Source organism: Chitinophaga niastensis (assembly GCF_003014755.1).
Classification (GTDB): Bacteria; Bacteroidota; Bacteroidia; order Chitinophagales; family Chitinophagaceae; genus Chitinophaga; species Chitinophaga niastensis.
The window spans coordinates 34,530-47,216 of record NZ_PYAW01000007.1; the positions used below are offsets into that span (position 1 = coordinate 34,530).

General features: G+C 43.7%; 10 protein-coding genes. 4 read left to right on the forward strand and 6 right to left on the reverse strand.

The window, feature by feature from the left end; all coding sequences use genetic code 11:
• Position 1: 1 nt before the first annotated feature.
• Positions 2 to 1,315: a carbohydrate porin gene (locus CLV51_RS24255; protein WP_106530698.1), complete on the forward strand. Its 1,314-nt coding sequence runs from the start codon at positions 2 to 4 to the stop codon at positions 1,313 to 1,315.
• A gap of 12 nt (positions 1,316 to 1,327) precedes the next feature.
• Entirely contained in the window at positions 1,328 to 4,426 is a 3,099-nt protein-coding gene (locus CLV51_RS24260; RefSeq protein ID WP_106530699.1) for an efflux RND transporter permease subunit, read from the forward strand.
• A 236-nt stretch (positions 4,427 to 4,662) separates the two neighbouring features.
• Here CLV51_RS24260 and trhO read toward each other — a convergent pair whose 3' ends face one another.
• Positions 4,663 to 5,682: an oxygen-dependent tRNA uridine(34) hydroxylase TrhO gene (gene trhO, locus CLV51_RS24265; RefSeq protein ID WP_106530700.1), complete on the reverse strand. Its 1,020-nt coding sequence runs from the start codon at positions 5,680 to 5,682 to the stop codon at positions 4,663 to 4,665.
• A 114-nt stretch (positions 5,683 to 5,796) separates the two neighbouring features.
• Positions 5,797 to 6,003, reverse strand: a complete 207-nt coding sequence (locus CLV51_RS24270) for a hypothetical protein (protein WP_146151371.1) — start codon at positions 6,001 to 6,003, stop codon at positions 5,797 to 5,799.
• Positions 6,004 to 6,265: 262 nt separating this feature from the next.
• Between CLV51_RS24270 and CLV51_RS29825 the strand changes: the two genes are divergently transcribed.
• The gene (locus CLV51_RS29825; protein ID WP_281261539.1) at positions 6,266 to 6,391 is read left to right on the forward strand and encodes a hypothetical protein; all 126 of its coding nucleotides are present in this window, start codon (positions 6,266 to 6,268) and stop codon (positions 6,389 to 6,391) included.
• A gap of 89 nt (positions 6,392 to 6,480) precedes the next feature.
• Here the strand turns inward: CLV51_RS29825 and CLV51_RS24275 are convergent, their stop codons facing one another.
• The 4 genes from CLV51_RS24275 to CLV51_RS24290 all read right to left on the reverse strand — a co-directional run bounded on the left by CLV51_RS24275 (position 6,481) and on the right by CLV51_RS24290 (position 11,337).
• A complete protein-coding gene (locus CLV51_RS24275; RefSeq protein ID WP_158267140.1) occupies positions 6,481 to 9,003 on the reverse strand; it encodes a DUF5686 and carboxypeptidase regulatory-like domain-containing protein in 2,523 nt (840 codons plus the stop codon).
• 80 nt (positions 9,004 to 9,083) lie between these two features.
• Positions 9,084 to 9,437, reverse strand: a complete 354-nt coding sequence (locus CLV51_RS24280; protein ID WP_106530703.1) for a hypothetical protein — start codon at positions 9,435 to 9,437, stop codon at positions 9,084 to 9,086.
• Between the two features lie 273 nt (positions 9,438 to 9,710).
• Entirely contained in the window at positions 9,711 to 10,895 is a 1,185-nt protein-coding gene (locus CLV51_RS24285; RefSeq protein WP_106530704.1) for an O-succinylhomoserine sulfhydrylase, read from the reverse strand.
• 22 nt (positions 10,896 to 10,917) lie between these two features.
• On the reverse strand, positions 10,918 to 11,337 hold the full coding sequence (locus tag CLV51_RS24290) for an OsmC family protein (protein ID WP_106530705.1): 420 nt from the start codon (positions 11,335 to 11,337) through the stop codon (positions 10,918 to 10,920).
• 118 nt (positions 11,338 to 11,455) lie between these two features.
• Between CLV51_RS24290 and metX the strand changes: the two genes are divergently transcribed.
• Positions 11,456 to 12,490 (forward strand): homoserine O-acetyltransferase MetX, encoded by a 1,035-nt coding sequence (gene metX, locus CLV51_RS24295; protein WP_211302109.1) that lies wholly within the window; start codon positions 11,456 to 11,458, stop codon positions 12,488 to 12,490.
• Positions 12,491 to 12,687: the final 197 nt, after the last annotated feature.

The window sequence follows — 12,687 nt, forward strand, 5'->3', positions numbered from 1 at the left end:
AATGAAGCAATTATTTTCTATAGGAATACTGGCATTGAGCGCCACCAGACTATTTGCACAGGATAAAAAGACGGATAGCATTATCCCCTACTCTTTCCATTTCCAGCAAACCCTTGTAACGCAGTGGCATCCTGACTTCTCTGCGAAGTATTCAGGCCCCAACAGTTTCCGTACACACGAAGACGGTAAAACATCTATTACCAGCACGTTCTACGCAGGTATTCGCCCGCTGAAGAACCTCGAATTATATGTAAACCCGGAACTCGCTGGTGGTGAAGGTCTCAGCCATGCCACCGGCATTGCGGGTTTCCCTAATGGTGAAACCTTTCGCGTAGGTGATCCGAAACCAAAAATTTATCTGGCGCGTGCTTTTGCCGTATATACGTTACCGTTAAATGCCACTACACAAGTGGATGAAGACGATCTGAATAATGTGGCCGGCACTACGCCTACGCATTATCTGCGCTTTATTGGCGGTAAGTACTGCCTGGCAGACTTCTTCGACCAGAACAATTACAGTCATGATCCGCGCACCCAGTTTTTAAACTGGTCGCTCATGAGTAATGCGGCCTGGGATTATCCTGCTGATGTACGTGGTTATACCATGGCGCTTACATTACAATACCGGAAAGATAACTGGCAGGTACAGGCAGCTACTTCCCTGGAACCACTGGAAGCAAATGGTCCGAAGCTAAATTATCATTATGGTCAATCCAATGGTGAAGTAGTGGAGGTAACGCATACGCATATACTAAATAAACATGAAGGGAATATACGCGTAATGGCTTTCATTAACCAGGCGCCTATGGGGAGTTACAATGAAGCGCTGAAAGCACATATAGATACACCCGACATTACTGCTGTACGCAAGAATGGTCGTACTAAATATGGTTTCGCTATCAATGCAGACCAGGAATTTACCAAAGAAGGCGGCGCTTTTTTGAAAGCATCCTGGAGTGATGGTCATAATGAAACATGGGCCTATACAGAAATTGACCGGTCAGTAAGTGCTGGTTGGCTACAAAATGGCCGTAGCTGGCACCGCGCGCAGGATAATGCTGGTATCGCAGTAGTGGTAAACGGTTTATCCGAAGACCACCGCCACTACCTCGCAGCCGGCGGCAGTGGCTTCATGGTTGGCGACAGCCAGCTGAACTATGCCCCGGAAATGATTGCCGAAGTTTTCTATCAATGTAACATTACCAGGCTACATATTGCTTTAAGCCCTGATTACCAGTTTGTGTTGCATCCGGGATACAACAAGGACCGCGGACCGGTAAATATTATAGGATTAAGGACCAGAGTGGCATTCTAAAGAACAGGAGTTATGAATAAATTCATCAGAAATATTGTAGCTTTTTCGCTAAGGAATAAACTGTTTGTCTTTATCAGCGTTGTTACGCTGATCATCGCAGGTGTGTTTTCCTTTTTGCATACGCCTATTGAAGCATTTCCGGATGTGACCAATACGCAGATTGTAATTGTTACCAAATGGAACGGTCGTAGTGCACAGGAAGTAGAACGTTTTGTAACGCTGCCCATAGAAGTATCTATGAATGCGGTACAAAGGAAAACCAGTGTGCGTTCCGTTACCATGTTCGGTTTATCTGTGGTAAAAATAATTTTTGACGATGATGTGGAAGACTTTTTTGCGCGGCAACAGGTAAACAACATGCTCGCAAATATTAGTCTACCTGAAGGTGCCTCCCCGGAAGTACAGCCACCCTACGGCCCTACCGGTGAAATCTTCCGCTATTATCTGAAAAGCAGTAAACGCGATTCCCGCGATCTGCTCACCTGGCAAAACTGGGTGATAGATCGTCAGATCCGCAGCGTGCCCGGTGTGGCCGATGTGGTAGCTTTTGGCGGACAGGATAAAATCTACGAGATCTCTGCTGATCCGGTAAGACTCGCTAAATATGATATCACGCCGCTGGAATTATACCAGGCCGTTACCAAAAGTAATGTGAATGTGGGAGGGGATGTTATTGAAAAGAACGGCCAGGCATATGTAGTACGTGGTATTGGTTTGCTCAATAGCATACAGGATATCAATAACATTATCATCCAGAATATCAACGGCGTACCGTTGCTGGTAAAGGATCTGGCCAATGTACACGAAGCATCTTCGCCACGTGTGGGACAGGTAGGTCTTGATAAAAATGATGATCTCGTAGAAGGCATTGTAGTAATGCGTAAGGGTGAAAACCCCACCGAAGTACTGGCACGCCTGAAAGACAAGCTGAAGGAGCTGAATGAAACGATCCTGCCAGATGACATTAAAATGGAAACCTTCTACGATCGTGATACCCTGATGGCGTTCTGTACCAAAACGGTAATGCACAACCTGCTGGAAGGGATCATTTTTGTAACGGTGATTGTATTCCTCTTTATGGCCGACTGGCGTACTACAGTGATTGTATCTATCATCATTCCGCTGGCGTTGCTTTTTGCCTTCATGTGTTTGCGCATAAAAGGTATGAGCGCTAACCTGCTGTCAATGGGCGCTATCGACTTCGGTATCATCATAGATGGTGCGGTGGTAATGGTAGAAGGAGTATTTGTAATGCTGGACCATAAGGCCCATAAATATGGCATGGAGCGGTTTAATAAGATGGCCAAACTGGGCTGGATCAAACAAACCGGTGGAGAATTAGCCAAAGCTATCTTCTTCTCAAAACTCATTATCATTATCTCTCTCATTCCTATCTTCTCTTTCCAGAAAGTAGAAGGTAAAATGTTTTCTCCGCTTGCATGGACGTTGGGCTTTGCATTATTAGGCGCACTCCTCTTCACCTTAACACTGGTGCCGGTGCTGTGTTCTATCCTGCTCAACAAAAATGTGAAAGAGAAAAATAACTTCCTGGTTAATTTCTTTGACCGCATTGTAATGAATGGCTTTGGCTGGACTTATCGTAATAAACGTTTAAGTCTTACACTGGCATTGACTTTCATGGTAATCACATTTTTCTCTGCTAAATTCCTGGGAACAGAGTTCCTGCCCCAGCTGAATGAAGGCTCGCTGTGGGTGACTACAGAATTGCCGATGAGTATGTCGCTTACCGAAAGTACCAAGATGGCACATGCTATACGTCAGGACCTTGGCGACTTCCCGGAAGTAAAAAGGGTATTATCTCAGGTAGGCCGTTCCAATGATGGTACGGATCCTAACGGTTTCTATTTTATACAGTACCAGGTAGATCTGGCGCCAAAAGCTGAGTGGACCCGCAAGATTACACAAGACGAACTGATCTCTCAGATGGAGCAGCGTTTAAAGAAATATCCGGGCATTATCCTGAACTTCTCACAACCGATCAGTGACAACGTATCAGAAGCAGTGGCAGGCTTTAAGGCAGCCAATGGGGTAAAGATATTTGGTGATGACCTCGTGAAGCTGGAAGCATTGTCGCAGCAGGTAGTTGCGCAGTTGAAGCATGTAGAAGGTATCAAAGATCTGGGAGTTATCCGCAATATTGGTCAGCCGGAAATGAGCATCAACCTGGACGATAATAAAATGGCGCAATACGGTGTATCTACCGGTGATGCACAGGCAGTTATTGAAATGGCTATTGGTGGTAAAACCGCAACACAGCTGTATGAAGGCGAGAAAAAATTTGATATCCGTATCCGTTATGATGAAAATTATCGTAAAACGGAAGATGATCTCGCCAACCTGATGGTGCCTACTATCAATAACAACAAAGTACCATTGAAAGAGATCGCTGAAATCAAGACTATTACTGGTCCGGCTTTCATTTACCGAGATAGCAACAAACGTTTTATTGGGGTGAAATTCTCTGTACGTGACCGTGATCTTGGTGGTACCATTGCAGAAGCACAGGCAAAAATCAATAAAGCGATTAAGCTGCCAAAAGGCTACAGCATTGGCTGGACAGGTGAATTTGAAAACCAGGTGCGTGCTACACAACGTTTAGGACAGGTTGTCCCTATCAGTATCGTAGCCATTTTTATGGTATTGTTTATCATGCTGGGTAATGTGAAAGATGCGGGACTGGTATTAATGAACGTACCGTTTGCATTGATTGGTGGTATCCTGGCTTTGCATGTAACCAATATGAATTTCGGTATTTCTGCCGGCGTAGGTTTCATTGCACTTTTCGGGATCTGTATACAAAATGGGGTAATTCTCATTTCCGTTTTCCATAAAAATCTGGAGTCGCGGATCAGTTTAAATGAATCAATTAAACTGGGTGTGCAGAGCCGTATTCGTCCGGTTGTAATGACTGCCCTGATGGCTGCTATCGGCCTGGTGCCGGCAGCGTTATCGCATGGTATTGGTTCTGAAACGCAGAAGCCACTGGCAATTGTAGTAATAGGTGGATTGATCACCGCAACGGTATTGACCTTACTGGTGTTCCCTATCATTTTCTACAGTGCTTATAAAAACAAGAAAGAACTTTTGTAAAGCTTTTAGCGATTAGCTGTTAGTTTTTAGTAAATGCAGCGAAGATTAAGAATTATAATGTTGTCTTCGCTGCATTTACTAACAGCTAATCGCTAAAAGCTAACAGCTACCTTTTTAGTTCGCATATAGGTTGATAGAATGGTCATAAAAAAGAAAAGCCAGATACTATCTGGCCGGACTCTTTTTATGATCTCTACTCCGCCCCGCCGGAAAAGATACAACGCGGGGCGGATTTTTTATTCGTTGATTTTTCTTCGTCTTGATTTATTGAACATCAGTCCTTTTTCTACTCCCTTGCGCATTTCCGCCTGCTCTTCTACCGGCAGTGCATGTACCGTCTGACAAGCTTCACTGCAACAACCATCATATTTTTTAGCACAGGATTCACATTGAATGAATAAAAGGTGACAACCTTCGTTCAAACAGTTGGTATGTGTATCACATGGTTCTCCACACTGATGACAATGGCTGATGATATCCTCACTGATACGTTCGCCAAGCCGGTCATCAAATACAAAGTTTTTACCTTTAAATTTAATGGGAAGTCCTTGCTGACGGGCTTTGTTAGTGTATTCAATAATACCACCTTCCAGGTGGTAAACATTATTGAAACCATTATGCAGCATATAGGCAGATGCTTTCTCGCAGCGGATACCTCCGGTACAATACATGATGATATTCTTATCTTTTTTATCTGCCAGCATATCTACTGCCATTGGCAGCTGATCACGGAAGGTATCTGAGGGAACTTCAATGGCGCCTTCAAAATGCCCTACCTCATATTCATAGTGGTTGCGCATATCCACGATCACGGTATCCGGATCGGCAGACAATTCGTTGAATGTTTTAGCATCTACGTAACGGCCACGGTTGGCCATATCAAAAGCGGGATCTTCGATGCCATCGGCCACAATCTTATCGCGCACTTTGATCTTTAATACGAAAAAGGATTTGCCGTCGTCGTCTACAGCTACATTAAGGCGGATACCATTGAGGATGTCAATGGCATACAGCTGTTGCTTAAATGCCTCAAAGTGCTGCTCAGGAACGCTCAATTGGGCATTTATACCTTCATGTGCTACGTAAATACGTCCGAATGCATTCAATTTGAAAAGGAACTCGTACAATTCATCCCGGAAAACCTTTGGGTCGGGAATTTTCGCGTACTGGTAGAAAGAAATAGTAACACGTTTGAATGTTTCCAATACCAGCCGTTGTTTCAACTCGGCGGCGGATACTCTGTTATGTAATGCCATAGTTTGCCTGAAATTTTAAGGACACTTGCGTTGTGAACAAAACTTCAACCAATCCTTCCTGATTATAAAAGAAAAAATTGATTAGTGCGCAAAGGTAGCATAATTCAGGGAATATCAGGAGTGGTAAGGGTCTGATTCTTTACTCCATTGATACAGCGTATGTAAAGAAAACCAGGCTATAGCACTGATAATGAAGATGTAACCAATAAATCCGGGCGTTCGCAGTTCCACTGCTCCCGGCAGGTCGTTTATTTCTGTAATATAGGCTGCAGCAGCCATCAGGATACCTGACAGGAGTGCAAAAAGGGCTATACGTTTCATAGCGCATACGGTTTCGAAGGTGATCTTAAATTTGGTACTTACGTGTGAGTAAAATGTGCACATCGCTACTCCAAATATTACTTACCTTACTAACGTAAAACCTCTATCAAAGGTTTACAATCGCTAAAAAAAATAATTATTCTTTTATAACTATTTGATAATTATTGTATATATCTTTGTAATTAAGTTACGACCCCTGATTGGCACCCTTTTTGAAAATTAGTTTGAGAAGCAATATTGTTTAACCCGAAAATGTTATGTTATGATGAGTATTTACATTTCTTACTTTATTTATGCGATTGTCGCTATCTGGATCTACAGATTACTGGCGTACTTCTTTGATGAGAAGAAGGAGCTGAAAGGCAGAAAAAAATCAGTGAAGTTTTAATTGATTATGTGCGTGTGGAGATACGGAGATTTTGTTACCTGGCAAGCTATCATACCATATGGTGATAACAAGATCTCCGTCATCGTTTATCAGTTCGTCTTAAATTTTACTGCATTACCTAATATTCCTCCAAAACCAACTCTCACGCCTACACGTGTAGCGTCCTTACTCTGATAACCGGCTACTACATCTACCCTGATCATTTTCAGGATATTTTCAATACCCCCAAATACTTCTACATAATTATTATCACTGTTTACATAGAAAGCATTAGAACCCGCTACCAGATTCCATTTCAGCCTGTTAAACAAAGGAATTTTATTGGTTAATAAACCATTAAAGTGATGCTCCACATTTGCCATGGCATAAAAAGGAGCAGTAGTACTGTATTTATAATAAGGTGCCAGCTGAAAACTGTTCAGGTACTTTATGTTATAAAATGTCTGGTTACCATTGAAGTGCTGGTAATCCGGAATCTGTACGTTCCGGTCATTTATAAAACCGCCTACCCCAACATGATAACGGAATTCGCCAAACAATTTGAAGTTCATATTATCCTGTATGGAAAAATTCCATTTATCAAAATCAACAATACTATTGCCGATATTCGGAATCCCTTTACTGTAGCCTACTTCAAAGGTGGGGTATTTGGAGCCGAAGGGAATTTTATGATCAGGTAGTTCTATAAATTGTTGCCCTGGCTGGAAACGAAAACTCATATCCAATACCAGTGCCTGGTGTTTTTTGAACGGAACATTCGCTAATTCATACGGATGATTAGGTGTAAATGTTTTGCGGTTATTCTGGAAGATAACAAAGTCGGTTGTGTTTTCTACCGGCATCCTGCTCTCGTAGGTAACGCCCAGCGAGAGCTTATCGTTTGTCTGGAAAGTACGGCTGTATTGTAAATGCCCAAACCAGTTCTCGTACAGCTTCATGTAGTTCTCTTTCAGGAGCAGGGTATAAAATTCATTGGTGAGGTTATCAATCGGATTATCCTGGTTGAACTGGGAAACACGCTTCCCTCCTGCCAGGCTCCAGTCGTTGCGGCCGAAACGTTTACGCACGCGGCTGCCATTGCTGAAATCAATTTGCGTGTAGGCGTTAAGGTGAGTATTGCTTAGACCGTAACGGATAAACGGCGATATCCGCAGGTTCTTTTCTCCTCCCAGGTTATAGTTCATGGTAGGTTCCAGTGCCAGCACCAAACCTTCTACTGTATTATATTTCATAGACTTCAACAGTCCTCTTACCCGCAACTCATTATATTGAATGGCGCTATCACGGCGGAAATAATAATTGCGTCTTACACCACCCCATAATACATCCGTTACTTTAATGCGCTTTTGTTTTTTCTGCAGAGAGTCCAGCCTGTAACGGGAAAACGAAGAGTCGCGTTCCGCTTTGGCAGTGCTGTCTTTTTCGTGGTAATCCTTTGCCTCCGCAATTTCCAGCGGCACCGGCCGGATACTGTCCCAGTAAGCAATCCGTTTTTTATCAAAAGCGGAATCGTATTTCAGAAAAGTATTGTCAAAAAATTTGGGCGGGAAGTTTGGATGCACATTATAATCTGAATATACATTCACAAAATTTCCGGCCATGGCAAAGCCAAATTTATTGAATGACATATACATCACCTGGTCTTTCACGCGCCAGATATTAGCCGTTACAGGTACATGTGTTTGTCTTATTTCCAGTGTATCCATCAGCTCCAGCTGGTATTCGCCGGTGAGGATAAGGTCTGTGCTATGAATGCGCCAATCGTCATCTGTGATGAAGATATAACCGGAAAACAGCGGCTCCTGTTTGCGCCGGGGTATTACTTTGATCTTATTAACTGTTTTACCATCTTCCAAAAATTCTCCTTCCAATCTATATTTATAATAGAACAATGCATTTTCCGCAATGGGTGAAATGTAGCCCCGTGGCCCCATTTGCGTAATCACTGCCGCTACATTGTTGTCATAAAAACTAATGATGGCGGGGAAACTCAAACCGAATCCTCCACCGCTTTTGCGGGAAGAGATTACTTCCAGTTTCATTTTATCCGGTTGACGTGCAGATATTTTTGTAACAGATTCGGAAAGAAATATCATGCCCTTGCCTGTGCTATCTACACCCATTTCTTTTTTATCTACCTTCTGTCCCATAAATTTTTTGGGCACATCTTTCATACCTACTGTTCCTTTGATATAGGACATACAAGTATATTCCTTCACCTGTTCCTGATAAAAACGTCTTTTCTTTATGGCTTGCCGGATGATGGCGTAGGCAGGATCTTCGCCACCTGCTTTCACTACTACTTCTTTTATCTGCAGGTTAATGGGTTGCAGCCTGAAGTCCAGTGTTTGCGTAGGTGCGTTCACGTTAAGCGGCGTTTCCGTTTTACGAAAACCTATATACTGACATACCACAGTATACTGACCAGGTGCCAGGTCCAGCTGATATTGTCCAGCAGCGTTGGTGGTAGTACCGGTAGTAGTACCTTTAATTAATACGGTAGCAAAAGGAAGGGGGTGATTTTTTTCATCCGTCACGCTGCCTTTGACCACGTTGGCCTGGCAATAGCTGGTGATGAATAAGCAAAACAGGGTGGATAAATATTTCATCATATCCCAAATGTAACTTCCAGCAGCTAACATGATAGATGCACAGACTGTTTTACCAGAAATTTAACAGCCTAGATAAGTAATCAGGCAGCTGTTTTCACTGCCCGAACAAAGGCAGCAGTGCTTGCAGCCAAACCGGCTACCAGTGCTCCAAGGAAGGCACTCACCACACCCATCAGCGGTGCACTTTTTACGTGCAGGATCATCTCACTCATACGATTTGCCAACAGGTGATCGTTGCGCACGTCCATATAAAAAGCGAGTACCAGCCACAATACAAAGATGCTCATAAATGCACTGAAGAATGATTTACCCGGCGATAGCGGCAACAGCAACGTAACAAGGAAAGCCGTGAGCGGTGCGCTCCACCACGGTAATACCATACCGGCAAGGTATGCGAGGATCAGGATCAGGAGAAAATGGGCAAAGGATTTCATAATTCTAATATAATGAGAATTATTTGAATAGCGAAGATTTGAGTAGTATGGGAAGGCCTTCGGCCTTTGTCTTTCTCTCGATTAGCCTGATTTAGATGATTTTTCTGATTTCATCTTTCCTTAAAAAATATCCATACCTTATTCAGTAAGCTTATTGAAATGAGATTTGAATCTTTATAAGAAAAAAATGAAATCAGAAAAATCATCTAAATCAGGCTAATCGAGAGAAAGACAAAGGCCGAAGGCCTTCCTCCTTATTATAAAAAGCTCCTATTATTTACTTTTCTCTAATGCCTGTTCAATATCTTCTAAAATATCTTTAATATTTTCCAGCCCTACAGAAATTCGTATAAGCCCTGGCGTTATACCCACAATAGCTCTTTCCTGATCGGTGAGTTTGGCATGTGTGGTACTGGCCGGATGAGAGGCAATACTACGGCTATCGCCCAGATTAGCGGTGAGGGACAACAGTTGCAAGGCATTCAGGAAGCGTACTCCCTGAGCCAGACCGCCTTTGAGCTCAAAGCACACGATGCCGCCGCCGCCACTCATTTGCTTTTTAGCTATAGCATATTGCGGATGACTGGGCAGAAAAGGATATTTTACGGACGACAAATACGGATTACTTTCCAGTGCCTGCGCCAGTTTGAGCGCACTCTCAGAGTGGCGTTCCATCCGTACGTACAGTGTTTCCATGCTTTTGCTCAGCACCCAGGCGTTAAATGGCGACATAGCCGGGCCGGTACTTCTGCAAAAAGTATGAATTTCTTTAATCAGTTCTTTTTTACCAACAACAGCACCGCCAAGTACGCGTCCTTGTCCGTCGATCCATTTGGTGGCCGAATGCGTGACAAGGTGAGCACCTGCTTCAATAGGTCTTTGCAGCACTGGTGTAGCAAAGCAGTTATCTACGTTGAGAATGATATTATGCTTATTGGCAATTTTGGCCAGCAGTTCCATGTCGATGATCTCCAGTCCGGGATTGGATGGTGTTTCCACGAAGATCATACGGGTATTGGGTTTTATCATCGCCTCAATACCGCCCGGATCATTCATATCGAAGTAGGATGATTCAATACCCCACTTAGGCAGGAACTTAGTCACCACAGTATGCGTAGAACCAAAAATAGAGCGGGCAGACAACAAATGATCCCCGGCTTTCAGTAGCGCCATAAAGCTGGCGAAGATAGCACTCATGCCGGAGGCAGTAGCATAACCTGCTTCTGCACCTTCCAGGGCACACATCTTCTGTACAAACTCGTCTACATTGGGATTGCTGAAACGGCTGTAGATATTGAAGTCCGTTTCATCTGCAAAGGTAGCACGCATTTCTTCCGCATCATCAAAACAAAAGCTGGAGGTCAGGAACATTGGTGTAGAGTGTTCCATCTCATTCGTTCTTGCAGTTTGGATTCTTACGGCATTGGTATCCGGTTGGTAATGATTTTTTTTGTTCATGGATATTGGTGGTTTCAGCAGTTTATGCGTTCAGTTTCACTTCCCAGGTCAGCTTGGTATTAGCCTGACGCAGGGTTTCCGCTACTGAGCAATATTTATTCATGGACAATTCCACGGCACGTGCGGCTTTATCTGCATCGATATTACCGGTGAGGTGAAATATGATGTGTGCAGTTTCCCACAAAGAAGGTTCTTTATCTTTTTCTCTATCGGCCTCAATTTCGATCCGAAAATCAGTTACTTCCTGGCGTTGTTTCTTCAGGATCATCAGCACATCGATGGCAGAACAGCCACCAAGGCCCATGATCACCATTTGCATGGGTCTTACCCCATTGTTTTTACCCCCATTTTCCAGAGATGAGTCCATCAATACTTTGTGGCCGCCTTCATCTACTGCCTCCATGTTGAATCCGTCGTCAACTCTTTGTAATGCTATCTTCATAGTGAGTTATTTTCTGAAGCAAATATAATTAAATCAATTGCGAATTACGAATTACGGGGAGGAAGGCCTCCGTAATTCCCATGAGTAATTCGTAATTTTTGAATCTGATATTGTAGTTTTGCGCAAATTCAAAGAAGCATTGTCGGCAAAGGTATTTCACAGTAAAGCAGCATTCCGGTTAGAGTCCGGCGAGGTATTACCCGAATTACACATCGCGTATCATACATATGGTACGATGAAAGCGGATGGCAGTAATGTGGTGTGGGTATGTCATGCCTTAACGGCCAACAGTGATGTAGCCGACTGGTGGGCAGGTTTGATAGGAACAGACAGGGTAATAGATCCTTCGAAGCATTTTATTGTATGTGCCAATATCATCGGCTCCTGTTATGGCAGCAGCGGTCCGCATACCACCAATCCCGAAACCGGGCATCCCTGGTACTACAGCTTTCCGGCGGTTACAATCCGGGATATGGTACAGGCACATATGTTACTACGTCAGCATTTACAGATACCGCGCATCCGTTTACTTATTGGTGGCTCTATGGGCGGTTACCAGGTACTGGAATGGGCACTTATAGAACCAACGGTCATTGGTAATTTGTTCCTGCTGTGCACCGGTGCGGCTGAAAGTGCCTGGGGTATTGCCATACATACCGCACAGCGACTATCTATAGAAGCCGATAACACCTGGAAATATGACTCCCACAGCGCCGGTTCAAGAGGACTGAAAGCCGCGAGAGCCATCGGAATGCTTACCTACCGCAACTATCAGACATTTGTGCGCGCACAATCTGAGCCGGATAAAGAAAAAACGGACGATTTCCGGGCATCTTCCTATATCAACTACCAGGGCGATAAACTGGTGAAACGTTTTAATGCCCAGTCGTACTGGCTGCTCACCAAAGCCATGGATAGCCACAATATTGCCCGTGGCCGTCATGAAGACATTACCACTTCCCTATCGCATATACAACAGCCTGCCTTGCTTATTGGCATCAGCAGCGATATTTTATGTCCGCCGGAAGAGCAACAGCTTCTGGCAGCGCATCTTCCCAATGCCACCTATCACGAAATTGATTCTTCGTACGGACATGATGGTTTCCTGATCGAATTTGAAAAAATAGGGCACATACTCCGCGACTGGATGTAATAAGTAGCTATTAGCTGTTAGCAGCAAGCAGTTAGTTATCGTGCCCAAGAGCTAAGCGGATGTTGAAACCGCTAAATTATTCGCCCCGATAACCAGCCACTAACTGCTAAAGGCCAGTAGCTGTATTTTGTATCTGTTTTTTCCCTATATTTAGATTGAACCAAGTCTAAATCCATTTAATTCCCACTGTGTATGAA